Origin of the sequence: Streptomyces sp. NPDC058157, assembly GCF_042884105.1 — a bacterium.
Lineage (GTDB): Bacteria > Actinomycetota > Actinomycetes > Streptomycetales > Streptomycetaceae > Streptomyces.
The window spans coordinates 53,608-75,375 of sequence record NZ_JBHVUQ010000006.1; the positions used below are offsets into that span (position 1 = coordinate 53,608).

Here is a 21,768-nt window from a genome sequence, read left to right on the forward strand (position 1 = left end):
CCCTCACGGTATGGGGGACTACCAGGACGAACCGCCCCGGCTGCGCGCCGGGCAGCCGCACTGCCCGTACTGTGGCCTGCCGGTGGACCGGGTGGCCACGCCGGAGCACGACTGGGTGCTGCTGGAGCCGGGCATGGCGCCCCTGGCCCACGTCGTGCCGCCGCAGCACCGCTGGATAGAACGGTCCGACGGCCGTGTGACCGTCTACGGGGTCAGCCCACCGGACCCGGCCCAGCGCTGCCGCGTGGAACACCGCCTCGCCTGCGCGGCGCAGCCCCTGCCGGACCTCTGGCCCTGGCTCACCGCCCTCCGCACCGAGAACGACCGCCGCACCCGGCGCACGGCCCGGGACTGGCCCCACGCCGGCTGACGGAAACGGCCCGCCGGACACCCGGCGGGCCGTGCCCCTGCAACTACGCGACCGCTGTCCCCACCGGAGCGGGATTGGGCGGCGGGAAGCCGTCGCCCGGCGGGTTGCAGGGGGCCGCGAAGCATTCCCAGACGTGGGGGGAGGGATGCCCGGGCCCGGGCAAGGACCCGCCGCCGTCGGGCGGACCGCAGGGGGCCCGGAAGCACTCCCACTGGTGGTCGGCCACGGCCGCGTGCGGCGTCCCGTGGACGGCGGCGAACGCGGCGACGTTCAGGAAGGCGCTCCCGGCGGCCACGATGGTCGATGCGGCGAACACGAAGATGCGGCGGGTCCAGAACGGCTGGGTCGTCATGGGAGTCCTCCTCCGGTAGGTACGGGCCGGGCGGGAGCCTCGTGCTCCTCTCGACCGCACCTCCAGTAGGCCCTCGGGACCCCCACCGGGTCAGGCCCCGGATTCACGTGTCTTGACACATCAGGGGGATGTGCGCATCCGCCCCTGGCCGTACATACGCCAAGACCCCGTCCTCAGCGTGACCGCTGATGGCGGGGTCTTCGGGCACTTCATGCGAAGTGCCCCCGGCAGGATTCGAACCTGCGCACACGGCTCCGGAGGCCGTTGCTCTATCCCCTGAGCTACGGGGGCGTGTCGTTCGCGTTGCGGCGACGGGTTGAACACTACCAGCTCCCACGGGGTGATCAGGAACGGATTCTGGCGGAGGAGGGAGGCCGGTCGCCCGGAGGGGGTGGAAGTGGCAAAAACCCGGACGCGGGGGCTTAGGGCGACCTACCCTCGAGTTGTGCCAGGCGCCTCGGGCCGGGTCCTCGTTGTCGACGACAACAAGGTCATCCGGCAGCTGATCAAGGTCAATCTCGAGCTGGAGGGCTTCGAGGTCGTGACCGCGAACGATGGTGCCGAGTGCCTGGACGTGGTCCACCGGGTGTGCCCCGATGCGATCACCCTTGATGTGGTCATGCCCCGGCTGGACGGGTTCGGGGCCGCCGCGCGGCTGCGGGCCGATCCGCGGACGCGGCACGTGCCGCTCGCCATCGTCAGCGCCTGTACCCAGCACGAGGTCGAGGCCGCCCTCGCCGCCGGCGTGGACGCCTTCCTCGCCAAGCCCTTCGAGCCCGCCGAGCTGGTGAAGGTCGTACGCCGGCTCGTCGAGCGCCGGGACCGGCGGGAGCGCAAGGGTGCCTCCGCCGGTAGAGGGGTGTAGGGGAACACCGCAGGCGGGGTGCCCGGGGCCGGGTATTCCACATGGCGAAACCCGATGCATGGGGGGCGGGCTTCTCCCCTAGGCTGGGTGCCGTGATCCCCGCCGACCTCTCTCGTGCCGTCGTACGCGCCGTACGCCGTGCCGTCGAGGCCGGAGAGCTGGACGGGCCCGCGCCCGGGCGGGTGGTCGTCGAGCGGACCCGGCCCGGAGGGGCGGGGGAGTACGCCAGCCCCGTCGCGCTGCGGATGGGCAGGGGCGCCGAGGGGGCCCTCGTGCTCGCCGAGGCGCTCGCCCAGGAGCCCGGCATCGCGACCGTCGACGTCACCGGGCCCGGATTCCTGAACTTCACCCTCGACCCCCTCTCCGCCGCCGAGCTCGTGAGGGACGTGGCCGGGCGAGCCGGGCGGTACGGATGCCTCTCCGTCTCCCCGCAGCCCCCCGCCGGGACGCGCCGGGAGGTCGTGCACGCGGCCGTCGCGCGGATCCGGGAGAGCCAGGGGTTCCCCCAGGCGGACGGGGAGGCGCAGGTCGCGCCCGTCGCCCGGCGGGACGGGGACGTCTTCGCGCGGTACGGGGCCGCGGCCGCCGTCTGGGCCATGGTCGTCGTGCCGGGGCGGGAGACGCCCGTGTTCGGTGACGGGCTGCTCCTCCAGACAGAGGAGAACGAGGTCTTCCGGGTGCGGTACGCCCACGCCCGGGCCCGCGCGCTGACGCGGAACGCCCGCGACCTCGGTTTCCGCGCCGAGCCCGGGGACGTCGACGCGCCCGCCCTGCTGCGCGCCCTCGCCGACCAGCCCCTCGCCCTCGAGGCCGCCGCGCACCACCGCGCGCCCGAGCGGCTCGCCCGGCACCTCGTCGCCGTCGCCGACGCGCTCCTCGACTTCCAGCACCAGGTCCTGCCCCTCGGGGACGAGAAACCCTCGGCCGCCCACCGCGCCCGGCTGGCCCTTGCCGAAGCCGCCGGGGCGGTGCTGGCCGGCGGCCTCGCCCTCCTCGGCATAGACGCCCCAGATTCTTTGTGACTCCCGAAGAGAGATTCCGATGAGCCGCTCCGCGCACCCTGCCGGACCCCGCCACGCCGACGTCCTGCCCGAGGGCCACCACGCCCCGCCGCCCGCCGACCTGAACGCGCTCGACGAGAAGGTCTGGTCGCGGACCGTCACCCGGAACGAGGACGGGGTCGTCACCGTCGGCGGCATCGAAGTGACCCGCCTCGCCGAGGAATTCGGGACCCCGGGGTATTTCCTCGACGAGGAGGACTTCCGGGCCCGCTGCCGCGCGTGGGCGCACGCCTTCGGCAAGGACGCCGACGTCTTCTACGCGGGGAAGGCGTTCCTCTCCAAGGCCATCGTGAAGTGGCTGAAGGAAGAGGGGCTGAACCTCGACGTGTGTTCGGGCGGGGAACTGGCCACCGCGCTCGCCGCCGAGATGCCCGCCGAGCGGATCGCCTTCCACGGGAACAACAAGTCGGAGCACGAGATCCGGCGCGCGGTTTCCGCCGGGGTGGGGCGGATCGTGCTCGATTCGTACCAGGAGATCGCACGGGTCGCGCACATCGCGGCCGAGCTGGGCGTGCGCCAGCCCGTGCAGATCCGCGTCACCGTGGGCGTGGAGGCGCACACCCACGAGTTCATCGCCACCGCCCACGAGGACCAGAAGTTCGGCATCGCCGTGGCCGACGGGTCCGCCGCGGAGGCCGTGCGGCGGGCGCTCGGGCACGACAGCCTGGAGCTGCTCGGCGTCCACTCCCACATCGGCTCCCAGATCTTCGACATGGCCGGCTTCGAGGTCTCCGCGAAGCGGGTCGTGCAGCTGCTGGCCGCCGTCCGCGACGAGCACGGGGTCGAGCTGCCCGAGATCGACCTCGGTGGCGGGCTGGGCATCGCCTACACGTCGGCCGACGATCCGCGCGAGCCGCACGAGATCGCCAAGGCGCTCACCGAGATCGTCGCGCGCGAGTGCGAGAGCGCGGGGCTGAAGGCCCCCCGGATCTCCGTCGAGCCGGGCCGCGCCATCGTGGGGCCGACGGCGTTCACGCTCTACGAGGTCGGGACCATCAAGCCGCTCGAAGGGCTGCGGACCTACGTCTCCGTCGACGGCGGCATGTCCGACAACATCCGGACGGCCCTGTACGACGCCGAGTACGCCGTGACCCTCGTCTCCCGCGTCTCCGACGCCGAGCCCATGCTCGTCCGCGTCGTCGGCAAGCACTGCGAGAGCGGCGACATCGTCGTGCGGGACGCCTTCCTCCCCGCCGACCTGGCCCCCGGCGACCTGATCGCCGTACCCGCCACCGGGGCGTACTGCCGCTCCATGGCCAGCAACTACAACCACGCGCTCCGCCCGCCCGTCGTCGCCGTGCGCGACGGGGCCGCGCGGGTGATCGTCCGGCGTGAGACGGAGGAAGATCTCCTGTCACTCGACCTCGGGTGATTCCCATATTTTCGGGACCGGGCGTCCGGCCCCGAAAATAGACGTCTCACTCAATGGACCGAAGATGGAAACTGCTGTCCATTGAGTGAGACTGGTTCATACCTGGCGCGTAACCCGCGCGCCGGGAGCGAAGAAAGATCGAAAGGCGTAGGTCGAATGATGCGTACGCGTCCGCTGAAGGTGGCGCTGCTGGGCTGTGGCGTGGTCGGCTCAGAGGTGGCGCGCATCATGACGACGCACGCCGACGATCTGGCCGCCAGGATCGGCGCGCCCGTCGAGCTCGCCGGCGTCGCCGTGCGCCGCCCCTCCAAGGTGCGCGAGGGCATCGACCCCGCGCTCGTCACCACCGACGCCACCGCGCTGCTCAAACGCGGCGACATCGACGTGGCCATCGAGGTCATCGGCGGCATCGAGCCCGCCCGCACCCTGATCACCACCGCCTTCGAGAACGGCATCTCCGTCGTCTCCGCCAACAAGGCGCTGCTCGCCCAGGACGGCGCCGCGCTGCACGCCGCGGCCGAGACGCACGGGCTGGACCTGTACTACGAGGCCGCCGTCGCCGGCGCCATCCCGCTGGTCCGCCCGATGCGCGAGTCCCTCGCCGGCGACAAGATCAACCGGGTGATGGGCATCGTCAACGGCACGACGAACTTCATCCTCGACAAGATGGACTCCACCGGCGCCGGCTACCAGGAGGCGCTCGACCAGGCCACCGCCCTCGGCTATGCCGAGGCCGACCCGACCGCCGACGTCGAGGGCTACGACGCCGCCGCCAAGGCCGCGATCCTGGCCGGCATCGCCTTCCACACCCGCGTCCGCCTCGACGACGTGTACCGCGAGGGCATGACCGAGGTCAGCGCCGCGGACTTCGCCTCCGCCAAGCGGATGGGCTGCACCATCAAGCTCCTCGCCATCCTGGAGCGCGCCGCCGACGGCGAGTCCGTCACGGCCCGCGTCCACCCGGCGATGATCCCGCTCAGCCACCCGCTCGCCTCCGTCCGCGAGGCCTACAACGCGGTCTTCGTCGAGGCGGAGGCCGCCGGGCGGCTGATGTTCTACGGGCCCGGCGCGGGCGGTTCGCCGACCGCGTCCGCGGTGCTCGGCGACCTCGTCGCCGTCTGCCGCAACAAGCTCGCCGAGGCAACGGGGCCCGGCGAGTCGGCGTACACCCAGCTGCCCGTCAGCCCCATGGGGGACGTCGTCACCCGCTACCACATCAGCCTCGATGTGGCGGACAAGCCGGGCGTCCTCGCCCAGGTGGCGACCACCTTCGCGGAGCACGGCGTGTCGATCGACACGGTCAGGCAGCAGGGCAAGGACGGTGAGGCCTCCCTCGTCGTCGTCACCCACCGCGCACCCGACGCCGCCCTCTCCGGGACCGTCGAGGCGCTGCGGAAGCTGGACACCGTGCGCGGTGTCGCCAGCATCATGCGTGTTGAAGGGGAGTAAGGACCCATGAGCAGCAATCGCACCCACCAGTGGCGCGGCATCATCGAGGAGTACCGGGACCGCCTGCCGGTCACCGAGACGACCCCCGTGGTCACGCTCCGGGAGGGCGGCACTCCCCTCGTTCCCGCCCAGGTGCTCTCCGAGCGCACCGGCTGTGAGGTGCACCTCAAGGTCGAGGGAGCGAACCCCACCGGGTCCTTCAAGGACCGCGGCATGACCATGGCCATCACCAAGGCCAAGGAGGACGGCGCCAAGGCCGTCATCTGCGCCTCCACGGGCAACACCTCCGCCTCCGCCGCCGCGTACGCGGTACGCGCCGGCATGGTGTCCGCGGTCCTCGTGCCGCGCGGCAAGATCGCGCTCGGCAAGATGGGCCAGGCCCTCGTGCACGGCGCCAAGATCCTGCAGGTTGACGGCAACTTCGACGACTGCCTGGACCTGGCCCGCGCGCTGTCCGACAACTACCCGGTGGCGCTGGTCAATTCCGTCAACCCGGTGCGCATCGAGGGCCAGAAGACGGCCGCGTTCGAGATCGTGGACGCGCTCGGCGACGCCCCCGACATCCACGTGCTGCCCGTCGGCAACGCCGGCAACATCACCGCGTACTGGAAGGGCTTCAAGGAGTACAAGGCCGACGGCCTGGCCTCCCGTACGCCCCGCGTGTGGGGTTTCCAGGCCTCCGGCTCCGCGCCGATCGTGCGCGGCGAGGTCGTCAAGGAGCCGCACACCATCGCCACCGCGATCCGCATCGGCAACCCGGCCTCCTGGGACTACGCCCTGGCCGCGCGCGACGAGTCGGGCGGCTTCATCGACGAGGTGACGGACCGCCAGATCCTGGCCGCCTACCGCCTGTTGGCCTCCCAGGAGGGCGTCTTCGTCGAGCCCGCCTCGGCCGCGTCCGTGGCCGGTCTGCTCAAGGCCGCCGAGCTGGGCCTGGTCGACCCGGGCCAGAAGATCGTGTGCACCGTCACCGGCAACGGCCTGAAGGACCCCGACTGGGCGGTCGCGGGCGCTCCGCAGCCCGTCACCGTTCCGGTGGACGCCGAGGCCGCGGCCGTCCGGCTCGGCCTGGTCTGACCCCGGGCCCGACCCGGCAGCCCCCTGGGCCGCGCGGAGCGGCCCGCGACCGGCGTTGCCGGATTCCGGAAACCTTCCGGAATCCGGCAACCCGGCCCGTACGACACCGGAAGCCAACGGCAATTCAGCGTCGATCCACCGGAAGACGGCGACACGCATCGTGCGCCTCCTGTGCGCCCTATGTCGCGGGAGAACCTTCCTTCGATACGCTGTACTGACATCCGCCACCGCGCATATGACCGCGGTGCTGCCCCGAGGGCCTTCGGGTGTCGTACGTTCTCCAGTACATTTCGCAGCGAAGATCCCGCACAGCCCGCCGGATCCCGCACAGTCACAAGGAGTGTCATCGACCGATGGCAGGTCCAGCGTTCCGCGCCGCCGCCGTACGAGTGCGCGTGCCCGCCAGCAGTGCCAACCTCGGCCCCGGCTTCGACGCCCTCGGCCTGGCCCTGGGGCTCTACGACGACGTGGTCGTCCGCGTCGCCGACTCCGGCCTGAACATCGACATCGCGGGTGAGGGCGCCGACACCCTCCCGCGTGACGAGAGCCACCTCCTCGTACGCTCCATGCGCACCGCCTTCGACCTGCTGGGCGGACAGCCGCGCGGCCTGGAGGTCGTCTGCGCCAACCGCATCCCGCACGGGCGGGGCCTCGGCTCCTCCTCGGCCGCGATCTGCGCCGGCATCGTCGCCGCGCGCGCCGTGACCATAGGCGGCGAGGCGAAGCTCGACGACACGGCGCTGCTGGAGCTGGCCACCGAGATCGAGGGCCACCCGGACAACGTCGCCGCCTGTCTGCTCGGCGGCTTCACCCTCGCCTGGATGGAGGGCGGGAGTGCCAAGGCGATCCGTATGGACCCCGCCGATTCCATCGTTCCGGTGGTCTTCGTCCCGTCGAAGCCGGTCCTGACCGAGACCGCCCGCGGCCTGCTGCCGCGCTCCGTTCCGCACGTGGACGCCGCCGTGAACGCGGGGCGCGCGGGCCTGCTCGTGGAGGCCCTGACCAGGCGTCCCGAGTTCCTGCTGCCCGCCACCGAGGACCGGCTGCACCAGGAGTACCGCGCCCCGGCGATGCCGGAGAGCGTGGCGCTCGTCAACCGGCTGCGGGCGGACGGCATCCCCGCGGTCATCTCCGGCGCGGGCCCCACGGTCCTCGCGCTGGTCGACAACGACGCGGCCGACAAGGTCGCGCAGCTCGCGGGCGAGGGGTGGGCCGCGAACCGGCTCGCCCTCGACGCCGCGGGTGCGAGCGTCCTTCCGCTGGGCGCCCAGGGCGGTCAGTCCGTGTCCTCGTGACACGGCCCTCCGGGGCGGGCGGCCGGGCAGGCCGCCCGCCCCGGAAGGGCGATTGCCGGTGATTGAGAGGGGGAATGTCTGTTGGATCCGGTAGTGTTAATCTCAAGTACGCAACCGAAGCCGCCATGGCTCGGTGCTCAGTGTCCCCATCCGGGACCACCTTTCTTCCGGGAGCCTCCCCGACTGCTTTGATCGCTTCCAGCAGTTTCGAGCACGCTCCGGAATCGGCGTGACATTCCCACGCTTCCAGCTCGGGGGCTTCTCGCCGGAACCACCCATGCACGTTTCTCTCCGCCGTACCTCTACCGGCGGACCACCGCCCCGGCACAGTTCACACACCTAGGACTGTTGTCGGACAGCACAACCGGTCGCCGAGCCAGACAGGCCGACGTCCGCTCCAGGGAAGGACCCTTCGTGAGCGACACCACCGATCTGATGGGCGCTGCCGACACCAACGTCGACACCAGTGCCCCCGCCGCGGGCGCCGCAGCTGCCACCGCCACCCGGCGCCGCCGCTCCGGCACCGGCCTCGAGGGCATGGTCCTGGCCGAGCTGCAGCAGGTCGCGTCGGGCCTCGGTATCAGGGGCACCGCGCGGATGCGCAAGAGCCAGCTGATCGAGGTCATCAAGGAGGCGCAGGGCGGCAGCGCCCCCAAGGCCGCGGCCCCCGCCGCCGACGCCGCCGAGGCCAAGCCGAAGCGCCGCGCCACCAGCAAGGCCCGCACGGGTGAGGCGGCCGCCGCCGCGCCCGCGGAGAAGCCCGCCGCCGCACCGGCCCAGATCGAGATCCCGGGCCAGCCGATCAGCGAGGACGCCCCGGCCGGCGAGCGCCGCCGCCGCCGCGCCACCGCCCCCTCGGGCAGCCCCGAGTCCTCGGCCCCCGCCGTCGTGCAGGTCGAGCAGAAGACCGAGGCCCCCGCGGCCGCCCCGCAGGCCGAGGCCAAGGCGGAGCAGGCCGTGGCCGTGTCCGCCCCGGCGCAGGGCCAGGCCCCCGCGCAGGAGGCCGGCGAGGGCCGCAGCCGCCGTGACCGCCGTGACCGCGGCGAGCGCGGCGAGCGGGGCGAGCGCCAGGGCCGCCGCGAGCGCGGCGCCAAGGCCGACGAGCAGGGCGGCCAGCAGCAGCAGGGCGGCGGCCAGGGCCAGCAGGGCGGCCGTCAGGACCGTGCCGACCGCCAGGACCGCCAGGACCGTCAGGACCGCCAGCAGCAGGGCGGCGGCCGGGGCCAGCAGGGCCGTCAGGACAACGGTCCGCAGGACGACTTCGACGGCGAGGACGGCCGGCGCGGCCGGCGCGGCCGCTACCGCGACCGCCGTGGCCGCCGCGGCCGTGACGAGTTCGCCCCGGGCGAGCCGCAGGTCGCCGACGACGACGTCCTGATCCCCGTCGCGGGCATCCTCGACATCCTCGACAACTACGCGTTCATCCGGACCTCCGGCTACCTGCCCGGCCCGAACGACGTGTACGTCTCCCTCGCCCAGGTCCGCAAGGCCGGTCTGCGCAAGGGCGACCACACCACGGGTGCGGTCCGCCAGCCCAAGGACGGCGAGCGCCGCGAGAAGTTCAACGCCCTCGTGCGCCTGGACTCCGTCAACGGCATGGCGCCCGAATCGGGCCGCGGCCGCCCCGAGTTCCAGAAGCTGACCCCGCTCTACCCGCAGGACCGGCTCCGTCTGGAGACCGACCCGGGCGTGCTGACCACCCGCATCATCGACCTCGTGTCGCCGATCGGAAAGGGCCAGCGCGGTCTGATCGTGGCCCCGCCGAAGACCGGCAAGACCATGATCATGCAGGCGATCGCCAACGCGATCACCACCAACAACCCCGAGTGCCACCTGATGGTCGTCCTGGTCGACGAGCGTCCGGAAGAGGTCACCGACATGCAGCGGTCGGTCAAGGGCGAGGTCATCTCCTCGACCTTCGACCGTCCGGCCGAGGACCACACCACCGTCGCCGAGCTGGCCATCGAGCGCGCCAAGCGCCTCGTGGAGCTGGGTCACGACGTGGTCGTCCTGCTCGACTCCATCACCCGTCTGGGCCGCGCGTACAACCTCGCGGCGCCCGCCTCCGGCCGCATCCTGTCCGGTGGTGTCGACTCGACCGCGCTCTACCCGCCGAAGCGCTTCTTCGGTGCCGCGCGCAACATCGAGGACGGCGGCTCGCTGACCATCCTGGCCACCGCGCTCGTCGACACCGGCTCGCGCATGGACGAGGTGATCTTCGAGGAGTTCAAGGGCACCGGCAACATGGAGCTCAAGCTCGACCGCAAGCTCGCCGACAAGCGCATCTTCCCGGCCGTCGACGTCGACCCGTCGGGTACGCGCAAGGAGGAGATCCTCCTCAACAGCGAGGAGCTCGCCATCGTCTGGAAGCTGCGCCGGGTGCTGCACGCGCTCGACTCGCAGCAGGCGATCGAGCTGCTGCTCGACAAGATGAAGCAGACGAAGTCGAACGCCGAGTTCCTGATGCAGATCGCCAAGACGACCCCGGCCGGCAAGAACGACGACTGACCGGGTCGCCCGTAGACGCAACCGCCCCCGCCGCACCCGCGGCGGGGGCGGTTCCGTTTTATGCGACCTTCGCCACAGGCGTACGGCTCGCACAGGAAGCCGTGGAACCCTGGAACGCGCTGCTCCGTCTGAGTGAAGGAAGACGGGCCACGGAGCCAGGACTGAGGAGAGCATGAGCGAGGACACCAGGGGGCGCGGCCGGCGAGCCGCACGCGGGGGCCGGCGCAGGGGGGAGCCGCGGCGCCGCAAGGGCCTCAGAGTGGCCGCCTGGACCGCCGCGGGCGTGGTCCTGCTGGGAGGCGGGAGCCTCGGCTGGTTCTACTTCAAGCTCAACAGCAACCTGCACAGCGTCGACATCGACCAGGCGCTGGGCAAGGACCGCCCGCCGAACGTGGACAACGGCTCGATGGACATCCTCGTCCTCGGCTCCGACTCCCGCGACGGGGCGAACAGCGAGTACGGCTCCGACGACGGCGGCTCGGCGCGCTCCGACACGGCGATGATCGTCCACCTCTACGAGGGCCACAAGCAGGCCAGCGTGGTGTCGATCCCCCGGGACACGATGCTGCCCCGGCCCGCCTGCCCCATCGGCAAGGGGAAGAACAGCGCCCCCCGGCAGCGCGCCCAGTTCAACGAGGCCTTCACCATCGGCGGGGCCGCCTGCGCGGTCAAGACCGTCGAGGCGATGTCGGGGATCCGCATGGACCACTACATCGAGGTCGACTTCACCGGCTTCAAGAAGATCATCGACAACCTCGGCGGGGTCCAGCTCACGACCACCAAGCCGATCAAGGACTACGGCAGCCACCTCGACCTGCCGGCCGGCTCCCACAAGCTCAACGGCGAGCAGTCCCTCGGCCTGGTCCGCACCCGCAAGACCGTCGGTGACGGCGGCGACCTCGGCCGAATACAGCTCCAGCAGGCCTTCATCAAGGCGCTGATCAAGCAGGTCAAGGGCGTCGGGGTCTTCGACAGCCCGGCGAAGCTCTACGGCCTCGCCGACTCCGCGACCAAGGCGATCACCACCGACAAGGCGCTCGGCGACGTGAAGTCCCTCGCGAGCTTCGCCCAGGGGCTCCAGGGCATCGGCGCCGAGAACATGCACATGATCACCGTGCCGGTGACCCAGGACCCGCTCGACAAGGACCGCGTCGCGCTCCTGCCCAAGGACTCCAAGATGGTCTGGGACGCCCTGCTGGCCGACCAGCCCATCCCGGCGGCGGCCACCGAGCACTCCAACGGGGACAAGAGCACCGCGGGCTCGATCGTCCAGTAGCCCTTCCCTGCCGGGACCCGGCAGGAATAGATGCCGGCCCCGCCCCGTTGAGGGGAGCGTTCCGAGAATTTTGACAGGCGGGCCGGTCCTGGCAGACTGGTCTGTCGGCCCCGGTTCACGCAGTGCGCAATTCGGCTCCTGCGACCCGGCGCCCTCCCGAATCTAGGAGACACCTTGAAGCGCGATGTTCACCCCGAGTACGTCGAGACCCAGGTCAGCTGCACCTGTGGCGCGTCGTTCACCACCCGTAGCACCCTGACCGAGGGCACCATCCGTGCCGAGGTCTGCTCCGAGTGCCACCCGTTCTACACGGGCAAGCAGAAGATCCTCGACACCGGTGGCCGTGTGGCCCGCTTCGAGGCCCGCTTCGGCAAGGGTGCGGCCAAGAAGTAGCGCGACCCAGGCGCCGGTCTCCGGCCGCCCCCTGACCATGCGGGGGCGGCCGGACCGGCGCCTTTGTCGTCGTACCGACAGCCCAGCCCACTTTTGACTTTTTCACCCCAGGAGCACCCGATGTTCGAAGCGGTCGAGGACCTGGTCGGCGAGCACGCCGACCTCGAGAAGAAGCTCGCCGACCCTTCGGTCCACTCCGATCAGGCGAACGCGCGCAAGCTGAACAAGCGCTACGCGGAGCTGACCCCGATCGTGGCGACCTTCCGCGCCTGGAAGCAGTCGGCCGAGGACATCGAGACGGCCAAGGAGCTGGCGGCCGACGACCCCGACTTCGCCGCCGAGGTCAAGGAGCTGAGCGCGCAGCGCGAGGAGCTCACCGAGAAGCTCCGCCTGCTGCTCGTCCCGCGCGACCCCAGCGACGACAAGGACGTGCTCCTGGAGATCAAGGCCGGCGCCGGCGGCGACGAGTCCGCCCTCTTCGCGGGCGACCTGCTGCGCATGTACCTGCGCTACGCCGAGCGCGTCGGCTGGAAGACCGAGATCATCGACTCGACCGAGTCCGAGCTCGGCGGCTACAAGGACGTCCAGGTCTCCGTCCGCACCAAGGGCGGCAACGGCGCCACCGAGCCCGGCCAGGGCGTCTGGGCCCGGATGAAGTACGAGGGCGGCGTCCACCGCGTCCAGCGCGTCCCGGCCACCGAGTCCCAGGGCCGCATCCACACCTCCGCCGCCGGCGTGCTCGTCACCCCGGAGGCCGAGGAGGTCGAGGTCGAGATCAACCCGAACGACCTGCGCATCGACGTGTACCGCTCCTCCGGCCCCGGCGGCCAGTCCGTCAACACCACCGACTCGGCCGTGCGCATCACGCACCTCCCGACCGGTGTGGTCGCCTCCTGCCAGAACGAGAAAAGCCAGCTCCAGAACAAGGAGCAGGCCATGCGCATCCTGCGCTCCCGCCTGCTGGCCGCCGCCCAGGAGGCCGCCGAGCAGGAGGCCTCCGACGTGCGCCGCAGCCAGGTGCGCACCGTGGACCGTTCCGAGAAGATCCGTACGTACAACTTCCCGGAAAACCGGATCTCGGACCACCGCACCGGATTCAAGGCGTACAACTTGGACCAGGTGCTCGACGGCGACCTCGACTCGGTCATCCAGGCCTGCGTCGACACCGACTCCGCGGCCAAGCTCGCGGCCGCGCACTGACGAACCCCGCACCACCCCCCCTCGTACGACAGCAGCCCGGAGGACCAGCGTGAACTTGCTGCTTGCCGAGGTGGCCCAGGCCACCCAGCGGCTGGCCGCCGCCGGCGTGCCCTCACCGCGTTTCGACGCGGAGGAGCTCGCGGCCTTCGTGCACGGCGTCAAGCGGGGGGAACTGCACCACGTCAAGGACGCGGACTTCGACGCCCGCTACTGGGAGGCCGTCGCCCGCCGCGAGGCGCGCGAGCCGCTCCAGCACATCACCGGCCGCGCCTTCTTCCGCTACCTGGAGCTCCAGGTCGGCCCCGGGGTGTTCGTGCCCCGGCCCGAGACCGAGTCGGTCGTGGACTGGGCCATACAGGCCGTCCGGGCCATGGACGTGGTCGAGCCGCTGATCGTGGACCTGTGCACCGGCTCCGGCGCCATCGCCCTCGCCATGGCCCAGGAGGTGCCGCGCTCGCGCGTGCACGCCGTGGAGCTGTCCGAGGACGCCCTGCGCTGGACCCGCAAGAACGCCGAGGGCTCCCGGGTCACCGTCCACCAGGGCGACGCGCTGACCGCGCTGCCCGAGCTGGACGGCCAGGTCGACCTCGTCATCTCCAACCCGCCGTACATCCCGCTCACCGAGTGGGAGTACGTGGCCCCCGAGGCCCGCGACCACGACCCGGAGATGGCGCTGTTCTCCGGCGAGGACGGCCTCGACACCATCCGCGGCATCGAGCGCACCGCCCACCGGCTGCTGCGGCCCGGCGGCATCGTCGTGATCGAGCACGCCGACACCCAGGGCGGCCAGGTGCCGTGGATCTTCGCCGACGAACGGGGCTGGGCCGACGCCGCCGACCACCCCGACCTGAACAACCGCCCGCGCTTCGCGACCGCCCGCAAGGCCATGCCGTGACGCCCACGACCCCGACCGCCCACGACACCACCCCGCTGCACGAGGAGGCCCGCTGATGGCCCGGCGATACGACTGCAACGACGCGACGGACCGCAAGACGGGCCTGCGCGAAGCGGCCTCCGCCGTGCGCCGCGGAGAGCTCGTCGTGCTGCCCACCGACACCCTGTACGGGATCGGCGCGGACGCCTTCAGCGCCGAGGCCGTCGGCGACCTGCTCGCCGCCAAGGGCCGCGGCCGCAGCATGCCCACCCCGGTGCTCATCGGCTCCCCGAACACCCTCCACGGCCTCGTCACGGACTTCTCCGAGCACGCCTGGGAGCTCGTCGACGCCTTCTGGCCGGGCGGGCTCACCCTCGTCGCCAAGCACCAGCCGTCGCTGGCCTGGGACCTCGGGGAGACCCGCGGGACCGTGGCCGTGCGCATGCCGCTGCACCCCGTCGCGATCGAGCTGCTGACCGAGGTCGGCCCCATGGCCGTCTCCTCGGCGAACCTGTCCGGGCACCCGGCGCCGGAGGACTGCGACGCGGCCCGCGCCATGCTGGGCGACTCCGTCTCCGTGTACCTGGACGGCGGCCCGACCCCGAGCACGCTGCCGTCGTCGATCGTCGACGTCACCGGGAAGGTTCCCGTGCTGCTGCGCGAGGGCGCGCTGACCGCGGAGCAGCTGCGGGAGGTCGTACCCGACCTCGAGGTGGCTCCGTGAGCCCTCAGGGGCGTGGCATAGCCAAGGAAGACAGCTTCCGCATACTCCACGTCAGCACCGGGAACGTGTGCCGCTCGCCCATCACCGAGCGGCTGACGCGGCACGCGCTGGCGCACCGGCTGGGTGCGCTGGGGCTGGCCACGGGCGACCTGATCGTGGAGAGCGCGGGCACCTGGGGCCACGAGGGCGCGCCGATGGAGGCCAACGCGGCGGCCGTGCTCGCCGACTTCGGGGCCGACTCGACGGGGTTCACCGGGCGCGAGCTGCTCGACGAGCACGTCATACGGGCCGACCTGGTGCTGACCGCCACCCGCGACCACCGCGCGCAGGTCATCTCCATGGGCCACTCGGCCGGTCTGCGGACCTTCACGCTGAAGGAGTTCACCCGGCTGGTGCGGGCCATAGACCCGGCGACCCTGCCCCCGCTGGACGACGGCATGGCCGAGCGGGCCCGGGCGCTGGTACGGGCCGCCGCCGCCCTGCGGGGCTGGCTGCTGGCCCCTTCCGCCGACGCGGACGAGGTGTACGACCCGTACGGGGCGCCGATCACCTTCTTCCGCTCGATCGGCGACGAGATCAACCAGGCGCTGGACCCGGTCGTCACGGCCCTGACGGGCGTCACGGCCCCCCACCACTGACCCCCTCCCTCCCAGGGAGGGGCGGGGGCGTGCCCGCGGAGCCGCCCGGGCGTGAACGGCGGGTCCGGCCTACAGTGGCTGGTACCGGTACCCCCACTGCGCGGGAGTCGCGCCATGAGCGTCACCACTGAGCGGGCCATCGACGTGCTGCGGGCGCAGGACCCGCAACTGGCCGACATCCTCGACGGGGAGCGGCAGCGCCAGGCCACCACCCTCCAGCTGAGCGCCGCCGAGAACTTCACCTCGCCCGCCGTGCTCGCCGCGCTCGGCTCCCCGCTCGCCAACAAGTACGCCGAGGGCTACCCCGGCGCCCGCCACCACGGCGGCTGCGAGTACGCGGACCTGGCCGAGCGGGTGGCCCAGGAGCGGGCCACGGCGCTGTTCGGGGCCGAGCACGCGAACGTGCAGCCCCATTCGGGCTCCGCCGCCGTGCTCGCCGCGTACGCCGCGCTGCTGCGCCCCGGGGACACCGTCCTGGCGATGGGGCTCGCGCACGGCGGGCACCTCACCCACGGCTCGCCGGCCAACTTCTCCGGCCGGTGGTTCGAGTTCGTGGGGTACGGGGTCGACGCCGAGTCCGGGCTCGTCGACTACGAGCAGGTGCAGCGCCTGGCCCGGGCGCACCGGCCCAAGGCCATCGTGTGCGGGTCCATCTCCTATCCCCGGCACCTGGAGTACTCGGCCTTCCGGGAGATCGCCGACGAGGTCGGGGCCTACCTGATCGCCGACGCCGCCCACCCCATCGGCCTGGTCGCCGGCGGGGCCGCGCCCAGCCCCGTGCCCTACGCGGACGTGGTCTGCGCGACCACCCACAAGGTGCTGCGGGGCCCGCGCGGGGGGATGGTGCTGTGCGGGGCCGAGTTCGCCGAGCGCGTCGACCGGGCGGTGTTCCCCTTCACCCAGGGCGGCGCCCAGATGCACACCATCGCCGCCAAGGCGGTGGCCTTCGGGGAGGCGGCGGGCCCGGCCTTCACCCGGTACGCGCACAAGGTCGTCGCCAACGCCCGCGCCCTCGCCACCGCCCTGCGGGCGCACGGGCTGGCCGTGACCACCGGCGGCACCGACACCCACCTGATCACCGCCGACCCCGCCCCCCTCGGCATCGACGGACCGGCCGCGCGCGGACGGCTGGCCGCCGCCGGGATCGTCCTCGACACCTGCGCCCTGCCGTACGGGGACCAGCGCGGGATCCGCCTGGGCACCGCGGCGGTGACCACGCAGGGGATGGGGGAGCCCGAGATGGCCCTGGTCGCGGAGCTGTTCGCCGCCGCCCTGACCGGCGCCGAGGCGGCCGGTACACGGACCGCGGTCGCCGAACTGACCGGGCGATTTCCCCCTTACGGGGCGTAACCGGGACGAGTGTCCCTTAGTGCAACCGGAACGAGGACTCCGCGCGTCCTCGTCCCCGTGTACATCGCGGCTAATGTGTGGGGCTGAGATGGCCGGCGATACATCTGGGGCAGCCAGTGCGTGAATATCTGCTGACGCTTTGCGTCACGGTCGCGGTGACCTACCTGCTGACCGGGCCCGTCCGGAAGTTCGCGATCGCGGCGGGCGCGATGCCGGAGATCCGCGCCCGCGACGTCCACCGCGAGCCCACCCCCCGGCTGGGCGGCATCGCGATGTTCGGCGGACTGTGCGCGGGCCTGCTGATCGCCGACCACCTGCAGAGCCTCAACGGGGTCTTCGAACGCTCCAACGAGCCGCGGGCGCTGCTCTCCGGAGCCGCGCTGATCTGGCTGGTCGGCGTCCTCGACGACAAGTTCGAACTCGACGCGCTCATCAAGCTCGGCGCCCAGATGATCGCGGCCGGCGTGATGGTCATCCAGGGCCTCACCATCCTGTGGATCCCGGTCCCGGGCATCGGCACCGTCGCGCTGACCCAGTGGCAGGGCACCCTGCTCACCGTGGCGCTGGTGGTGATCACCATCAACGCGGTGAACTTCGTCGACGGGCTCGACGGCCTGGCCGCAGGCATGGTCTGCATCGCCACCTGCGCGTTCTTCCTCTACGCCTACCGGATCTGGTTCGGCTACGGCATCGAGGCGGCCGCCCCGGCCACCCTCTTCGCCGCCATCCTGATGGGCATGTGCCTGGGCTTCCTGCCGCACAACATGCACCCCGCGCGGATCTTCATGGGCGACTCGGGCTCGATGCTCATCGGCCTGGTGCTGGCGGCCTCGGCCATCTCGATCACCGGGCAGGTGGACCCGGACACGATGGCCCTCTTCGTCGGCGGCGAGCGCAACGCGACGCACGCGATGCTGCCGGTCTTCATCCCGCTGCTGCTGCCGCTGACGATCATCGCGATCCCGATGGCGGACCTCGTCCTGGCCATCGTGCGGCGCACCTGGAAGGGGCAGTCGCCCTTCGCCGCGGACCGCGGCCACCTCCACCACCGGCTTCTGGAACTCGGGCATTCGCACAGCCGCGCTGTACTCATCATGTACTTCTGGTCGGGGCTGATCGCCTTCGGGACGGTGGCCTATTCGGTGAACTCCGCCTCGATGTGGATCGTCCTGGCCATCGCCGCGCTGAGCGCCCTGGGCCTGGTCCTGCTGCTCCTGCCGAGGTTCACCCCGCGCGCGCCGCGTTGGGCGGAGGGCCTCGTACCGCCCCGCTACCGGCACACCAGGCGGGCCGCGGAGGCGGCGGCCGAGGCGGCGGTACGGGAGGCGCCGGGGACGGAGCCGGACCCCGCGCGGCCGATCGCGGCCGGGGTGTCCGGCGTCAACGGAGCGACAGCGGTAGGCCCCCGTTCGCGCTTCCCCGACCGGCGTAAGGCGGGTTCGGCGCGCTGACGCGCCTGGCGCATGTCCGACATGAACGCCCTTTACCAGACAAGCTGTAGCCCTGTCTTGCACACACGGGCGGATTAGCCCTCATGTGTGACAGTCAGCACACCGCACAGGTAAAGCTCTCATCAAATAGTTTGTGATACCGTTCACTAAACCCGGCGACAGAGCCGAAGGACCGTAGTGCGACGGTCCATTGGCCCGAGGCGATCACTCGGACCGGGCTTACGCTCGTCCCCGTACGAGTTCCCGTACGAGTCCGTGCCCCCACCACCACGCGGAGCAAACCGCCATGCGGTCTAACGACGTCCGATCCCTCCTGCAAACCGCCGTACCCACCGCTGCCGCCGGCGCCATCGCCGCGGTGATCAGCGGTCTGGTCGTCGGTGGCAAGGGCGCGGTCGGCTCGATCGTCGCGACCGTGGTCGTGATCCTGTTCATGGGCATCGGATTCGTCGTTCTGCAGCGCACGGCGAAATCCCTGCCGCATCTGTTCCAGGCGATGGGCCTCATGCTCTACGCGGCTCAGATCCTGCTGCTCTTCGTCTTTCTCGCCGTGTTCAAGAACACGACGCTGTTCCACCCCCGGGCGTTCGCGATCACGCTCGTCGCCACCACCCTCGTGTGGATCGGCGCGCAGACGCGTGCGCACATGAAGGCCAAGATCCTTTACGTCGAGCCGGACTCGACCGAGGCCCGAAAGCCCGAAAATCCGGGGCCGAAGTCGTGAGGGGTAGGGCCGGGATAAGTGTGCGTTCGAGATGCTGCTATCGTCCGGTTCAAACTGCGGCACTGCGGGCACGGGCATCTGAGCTGACGCCTGGTCCATCGCGAGGCTCGATGCCTGACTGCCGCCCCCACACCCGTTACACCAGTCCAGTGCCGAACCGCGGCCGTGCGCCGCGCCGACACGATGAGGTTGCCGTACCTATGCGCCACGCTGAAGGAGCCCGCGGTGAGTGCTGACCCGACGCAGGTCCTCGCCTTCGAGACCGACTGTCACATCTTCTCCGGATGTGGCTTCCCCGGCCCGGGCCTGCACTCGTTCCTCTTCGAGCCGCTGTGGGGCGAAGCTGGTCTGACCAGCGTCTACTTCAACAAGCCGATGCTGCTGGCCCTCCTGGGCTCCATCATCATCGTGGCCTTCTTCTGGGCCGCCTTCGCCAAGCCGAAGCTCGTCCCCGGCAAGCTCCAGATGGTCGGCGAGGCCGGTTACGACTTCGTGCGCCGCGGCATCGTGTACGAGACGCTCGGCAAGAAGGAGGGCGAGAAGTACGTCCCCTTCATGGTCTCCCTGTTCTTCTTCGTCTGGATCCTGAACGTCTGGTCGATCGTCCCGGTGGCACAGTTCCCGGTGACCTCGATCATCGCGTACCCGGCCATCCTGGCCCTGTCCGTCTACGTCGTCTGGCTGCCGCTGACCTTCAAGCGCCACGGCTTCGTCGGCGGTCTGAAGAACCTCACCGGCTACGACAAGAGCCTCGGTGGCGTCCTGCCGCTCGTCATGGTGATCGAGTTCTTCTCGAACGTCCTGGTGCGCCCGTTCACCCACGCGGTCCGACTCTTCGCGAACATGTTCGCCGGTCACACCCTGCTGCTGCTCTTCACGATCGCCAGCTGGTACCTGCTGAACGGCATCGGCATCGCCTACGCCGGCGTCTCGTTCATCATGGTCATCGTGATGACCGCCTTCGAGCTGTTCATCCAGGCTGTCCAGGCGTACGTCTTCGTCCTCCTGGCCTGCAGCTACATCCAGGGCGCGGTCGCCGAGCACCACTGAGCCAGCCCGCCCCCGCTCAGCCCCCCGTATTCGTCCGGTGGCCAACCCCCACCGGTCCGTGAAAGAGAAGGAAGAACTGGCATGTCCCAGACCCTTGCCGCTGTCACTGGCTCCCTCAGCTCCGTTGGTTACGGTCTCGCGGCCATCGGCCCCGGCGTCGGCGTCGGCATCATCTTCGGTAACGGCACCCAGGCCCTCGCCCGCCAGCCCGAGGCTGCCGGTCTGATCCGCGCCAACCAGATCCTCGGCTTCGCCTTCTGTGAGGCGCTCGCCCTGATCGGTCTGGTCATGCCGTTCGTCTACCCGAGCTCCTGATCCTCGGTCCTCGACGAACAGCCATTAGACGAAAGGCACTGATGTGAACCTCATGGTTCTCGCGGCAGAGACGGAAAACCCGCTCTTCCCGCCGATCCCCGAGCTCGTCATCGGTCTGATCGCCTTCGTCATCGTCTTCGGTTTCCTCTCGAAGAAGCTCCTCCCGAACATCAACAAGGTTCTGGACGAGCGTCGCGAGGCCATCGAGGGCGGTATCGAGAAGGCTGAGGCCGCTCAGACCGAGGCCCAGAGCGTGCTGGAGCAGTACAAGGCCCAGCTCGCCGAGGCCCGGCACGAGGCCGCGCGCCTGCGCCAGGAAGCGCTGGAGCAGGGCACTGCGCTCAAGGAAGAACTGCGCGCAGAGGGCCAGCGGCAGCGTGAGGAGATCATCGCTGCCGGTCACGCCCAGATCGCCGCTGACCGCAAGGCCGCCTCTCAGGCGCTGCGTCAGGACGTGGGCAAGCTCGCCACCGACCTGGCCGGCAAGCTCGTCGGCGAGTCCCTCGAGGACGTCGCCCGGCAGAGCCGCACCATCGACCGCTTCCTCAGCGAGCTCGAGGAGAAGGCCGAGGCGGCCCGATGAACGGAGCGAGCCGCGAGGCGCTGGCCTCCGCGCGCGAGCGTCTCGACGCGCTGACGGACAACACGTCCGTCGACGCGGCGAAGCTCGCCGGTGAGCTGGCAGCCGTCACCGCGCTGCTCGACCGTGAGGTCTCGCTGCGTCGGGTCATCACGGACCCGGCGCAGTCCGGCGAGGCCAAGGCCGAGCTGGTCGGCCGGCTGCTGTCCGGCCAGGTGGGCGGGGAGACCCTCGACCTGGTGTCCGGCATGGCCCGGTCCCGCTGGTCGCAGTCCCGCGACCTGGTGGACGCGCTGGAGGAGCTGGCGGCCACCGCCGACCTCACCGCCGCCCAGCAGGCGGGCGCGCTCGACGGCGTCGAGGACGAGCTGTTCCGGTTCGGCCGGATCGTCGCCTCGAACACCGGGCTGCGCTCCGCGCTGACCGACCGCGCGGCCACCGCCTCCGCCAAGAGCGAGCTGCTGCGCAGCCTGCTCGGCGGCAAGGTGAACGCCGTCACCGAGCGCCTGGTCGTCCGGCTCGTCACGCACCCGCGTGGACGTAGCCTTGAGGGGGGCCTCGAGTCCCTCTCGACGCTCGCCGCTGCGCGCCGTGACCGCATGGTCGCCACCGTGACCAGCGCGGTTCCGCTCAGCGACGTGCAGAAGCAGCGTCTCGGCGCGGTGCTGGCCAAGCTGTACGGCCGCCAGATGCACCTGAACCTCGACGTGGACCCCACGGTCCTCGGCGGGATCTCGGTGCGGGTCGGCGACGAGGTCATCGACGGCACCATCGCGGAGCGCCTTTCCGAGGCGTCCCGCCGCATGGCCGGCTGACCAGCCGCCACCACACAGATACAAAGCAT

22 protein-coding genes and 1 tRNA gene are annotated in these 21,768 nt (G+C 71.2%); 21 read left to right on the forward strand and 2 right to left on the reverse strand.

Translation table 11 applies throughout. The features are described from left to right. Positions 1 to 10 precede the first annotated feature (10 nt). On the forward strand, positions 11 to 370 hold the full coding sequence (locus tag ACFVXK_RS03005; RefSeq protein WP_389609805.1) for a DUF6083 domain-containing protein: 360 nt from the start codon (positions 11 to 13) through the stop codon (positions 368 to 370). Between the two features lie 43 nt (positions 371 to 413). Here the strand turns inward: ACFVXK_RS03005 and ACFVXK_RS03010 are convergent, their stop codons facing one another. Both ACFVXK_RS03010 and ACFVXK_RS03015 read right to left on the reverse strand, forming a co-directional pair. Then, positions 414 to 722, reverse strand: a complete 309-nt coding sequence (locus ACFVXK_RS03010) for a hypothetical protein (RefSeq protein ID WP_389609806.1) — start codon at positions 720 to 722, stop codon at positions 414 to 416. A 219-nt stretch (positions 723 to 941) separates the two neighbouring features. Then, positions 942 to 1,013: transfer RNA gene (locus ACFVXK_RS03015), tRNA-Arg, on the reverse strand. A 52-nt stretch (positions 1,014 to 1,065) separates the two neighbouring features. On the opposite strand from ACFVXK_RS03015, the gene ACFVXK_RS03020 reads away from it, so the two are divergent. The 20 genes from ACFVXK_RS03020 to ACFVXK_RS03115 all read left to right on the forward strand — a co-directional run bounded on the left by ACFVXK_RS03020 (position 1,066) and on the right by ACFVXK_RS03115 (position 21,739). Further along, positions 1,066 to 1,587 carry a response regulator gene (locus ACFVXK_RS03020; protein WP_389609836.1) on the forward strand — a complete coding sequence of 174 codons (522 nt, stop codon included), beginning with the start codon at positions 1,066 to 1,068 and terminating at the stop codon, positions 1,585 to 1,587. Between the two features lie 92 nt (positions 1,588 to 1,679). After that, on the forward strand, positions 1,680 to 2,609 hold the full coding sequence (gene nrtL / locus ACFVXK_RS03025) for an ArgS-related anticodon-binding protein NrtL (protein ID WP_389609807.1): 930 nt from the start codon (positions 1,680 to 1,682) through the stop codon (positions 2,607 to 2,609). 19 nt (positions 2,610 to 2,628) lie between these two features. Continuing rightward, a complete protein-coding gene (gene lysA, locus ACFVXK_RS03030; protein WP_389609808.1) occupies positions 2,629 to 4,020 on the forward strand; it encodes a diaminopimelate decarboxylase in 1,392 nt (463 codons plus the stop codon). A 159-nt stretch (positions 4,021 to 4,179) separates the two neighbouring features. Next, complete coding sequence (locus tag ACFVXK_RS03035) at positions 4,180 to 5,469, forward strand: homoserine dehydrogenase (RefSeq protein WP_045948872.1); 1,290 nt, start codon at positions 4,180 to 4,182, stop codon at positions 5,467 to 5,469. 6 nt (positions 5,470 to 5,475) lie between these two features. After that, positions 5,476 to 6,546, forward strand: coding sequence for a threonine synthase (gene thrC / locus ACFVXK_RS03040; RefSeq protein WP_389609809.1), 1,071 nt, complete (start codon positions 5,476 to 5,478; stop codon positions 6,544 to 6,546). Positions 6,547 to 6,899: 353 nt separating this feature from the next. Beyond that, positions 6,900 to 7,841: a homoserine kinase gene (gene thrB, locus ACFVXK_RS03045; protein WP_389609810.1), complete on the forward strand. Its 942-nt coding sequence runs from the start codon at positions 6,900 to 6,902 to the stop codon at positions 7,839 to 7,841. Positions 7,842 to 8,255: 414 nt separating this feature from the next. Next, complete coding sequence (rho, locus tag ACFVXK_RS03050; RefSeq protein ID WP_389609811.1) at positions 8,256 to 10,349, forward strand: transcription termination factor Rho; 2,094 nt, start codon at positions 8,256 to 8,258, stop codon at positions 10,347 to 10,349. A 172-nt stretch (positions 10,350 to 10,521) separates the two neighbouring features. After that, entirely contained in the window at positions 10,522 to 11,625 is a 1,104-nt protein-coding gene (locus ACFVXK_RS03055) for an LCP family protein (RefSeq protein WP_389609812.1), read from the forward strand. Positions 11,626 to 11,799: 174 nt separating this feature from the next. After that, on the forward strand, positions 11,800 to 12,018 hold the full coding sequence (gene rpmE / locus ACFVXK_RS03060; protein WP_007266580.1) for a 50S ribosomal protein L31: 219 nt from the start codon (positions 11,800 to 11,802) through the stop codon (positions 12,016 to 12,018). A gap of 120 nt (positions 12,019 to 12,138) precedes the next feature. Next, complete coding sequence (gene prfA / locus ACFVXK_RS03065; protein WP_389609813.1) at positions 12,139 to 13,218, forward strand: peptide chain release factor 1; 1,080 nt, start codon at positions 12,139 to 12,141, stop codon at positions 13,216 to 13,218. A gap of 49 nt (positions 13,219 to 13,267) precedes the next feature. After that, on the forward strand, positions 13,268 to 14,113 hold the full coding sequence (prmC, locus tag ACFVXK_RS03070) for a peptide chain release factor N(5)-glutamine methyltransferase (protein WP_042813202.1): 846 nt from the start codon (positions 13,268 to 13,270) through the stop codon (positions 14,111 to 14,113). Between the two features lie 55 nt (positions 14,114 to 14,168). Next, positions 14,169 to 14,816: an L-threonylcarbamoyladenylate synthase gene (locus ACFVXK_RS03075; RefSeq protein WP_389609814.1), complete on the forward strand. Its 648-nt coding sequence runs from the start codon at positions 14,169 to 14,171 to the stop codon at positions 14,814 to 14,816. Beyond that, the gene (locus ACFVXK_RS03080; protein ID WP_389609815.1) at positions 14,813 to 15,454 is read left to right on the forward strand and encodes a protein-tyrosine-phosphatase; all 642 of its coding nucleotides are present in this window, start codon (positions 14,813 to 14,815) and stop codon (positions 15,452 to 15,454) included. The genes ACFVXK_RS03075 and ACFVXK_RS03080 overlap by 4 nt, the downstream gene beginning before the upstream one ends. Before the next feature lie 114 nt (positions 15,455 to 15,568). Continuing rightward, complete coding sequence (glyA, locus tag ACFVXK_RS03085; RefSeq protein WP_389609816.1) at positions 15,569 to 16,804, forward strand: serine hydroxymethyltransferase; 1,236 nt, start codon at positions 15,569 to 15,571, stop codon at positions 16,802 to 16,804. A gap of 104 nt (positions 16,805 to 16,908) precedes the next feature. Next, entirely contained in the window at positions 16,909 to 18,255 is a 1,347-nt protein-coding gene (locus ACFVXK_RS03090) for an MraY family glycosyltransferase (protein ID WP_389609837.1), read from the forward strand. Positions 18,256 to 18,541: 286 nt separating this feature from the next. Next, positions 18,542 to 18,979 carry a hypothetical protein gene (locus ACFVXK_RS03095; RefSeq protein ID WP_358892376.1) on the forward strand — a complete coding sequence of 146 codons (438 nt, stop codon included), beginning with the start codon at positions 18,542 to 18,544 and terminating at the stop codon, positions 18,977 to 18,979. Between the two features lie 225 nt (positions 18,980 to 19,204). After that, on the forward strand, positions 19,205 to 20,029 hold the full coding sequence (atpB, locus tag ACFVXK_RS03100) for a F0F1 ATP synthase subunit A (protein WP_389609817.1): 825 nt from the start codon (positions 19,205 to 19,207) through the stop codon (positions 20,027 to 20,029). A gap of 81 nt (positions 20,030 to 20,110) precedes the next feature. Further along, a complete protein-coding gene (gene atpE / locus ACFVXK_RS03105; RefSeq protein WP_007266589.1) occupies positions 20,111 to 20,344 on the forward strand; it encodes an ATP synthase F0 subunit C in 234 nt (77 codons plus the stop codon). 52 nt (positions 20,345 to 20,396) lie between these two features. Beyond that, positions 20,397 to 20,927, forward strand: a complete 531-nt coding sequence (locus ACFVXK_RS03110) for a F0F1 ATP synthase subunit B (RefSeq protein WP_344165175.1) — start codon at positions 20,397 to 20,399, stop codon at positions 20,925 to 20,927. Further along, positions 20,924 to 21,739, forward strand: a complete 816-nt coding sequence (locus tag ACFVXK_RS03115; protein ID WP_389609818.1) for a F0F1 ATP synthase subunit delta — start codon at positions 20,924 to 20,926, stop codon at positions 21,737 to 21,739. Before ACFVXK_RS03110 ends, ACFVXK_RS03115 begins: the two co-directional genes overlap by 4 nt. The last annotated feature ends 29 nt before the right edge of the window (positions 21,740 to 21,768 follow it).

Bases quoted from the DNA above. Each gene is read 5' to 3' on its own strand.
- ACFVXK_RS03075 (WP_389609814.1), top strand. From the start codon at position 14,169: ATGGCCCGGCGATACGACTGCAACGACGCGACGGACCGCAAGACGGGC.
- ACFVXK_RS03095 (WP_358892376.1), top strand. From the start codon at position 18,542: ATGCGGTCTAACGACGTCCGATCCCTCCTGCAAACCGCCGTACCCACC.
- glyA (WP_389609816.1), top strand. From the start codon at position 15,569: ATGAGCGTCACCACTGAGCGGGCCATCGACGTGCTGCGGGCGCAGGAC.
- ACFVXK_RS03010 (WP_389609806.1), bottom strand. From the start codon at position 722: ATGACGACCCAGCCGTTCTGGACCCGCCGCATCTTCGTGTTCGCCGCA.
- thrB (WP_389609810.1), top strand. From the start codon at position 6,900: ATGGCAGGTCCAGCGTTCCGCGCCGCCGCCGTACGAGTGCGCGTGCCC.
- ACFVXK_RS03115 (WP_389609818.1), top strand. From the start codon at position 20,924: ATGAACGGAGCGAGCCGCGAGGCGCTGGCCTCCGCGCGCGAGCGTCTC.
- prfA (WP_389609813.1), top strand. From the start codon at position 12,139: ATGTTCGAAGCGGTCGAGGACCTGGTCGGCGAGCACGCCGACCTCGAG.
- ACFVXK_RS03055 (WP_389609812.1), top strand. From the start codon at position 10,522: ATGAGCGAGGACACCAGGGGGCGCGGCCGGCGAGCCGCACGCGGGGGC.
- ACFVXK_RS03110 (WP_344165175.1), top strand. From the start codon at position 20,397: ATGGTTCTCGCGGCAGAGACGGAAAACCCGCTCTTCCCGCCGATCCCC.
- ACFVXK_RS03035 (WP_045948872.1), top strand. From the start codon at position 4,180: ATGCGTACGCGTCCGCTGAAGGTGGCGCTGCTGGGCTGTGGCGTGGTC.
- ACFVXK_RS03005 (WP_389609805.1), top strand. From the start codon at position 11: ATGGGGGACTACCAGGACGAACCGCCCCGGCTGCGCGCCGGGCAGCCG.
- thrC (WP_389609809.1), top strand. From the start codon at position 5,476: ATGAGCAGCAATCGCACCCACCAGTGGCGCGGCATCATCGAGGAGTAC.
- atpE (WP_007266589.1), top strand. From the start codon at position 20,111: ATGTCCCAGACCCTTGCCGCTGTCACTGGCTCCCTCAGCTCCGTTGGT.
- lysA (WP_389609808.1), top strand. From the start codon at position 2,629: ATGAGCCGCTCCGCGCACCCTGCCGGACCCCGCCACGCCGACGTCCTG.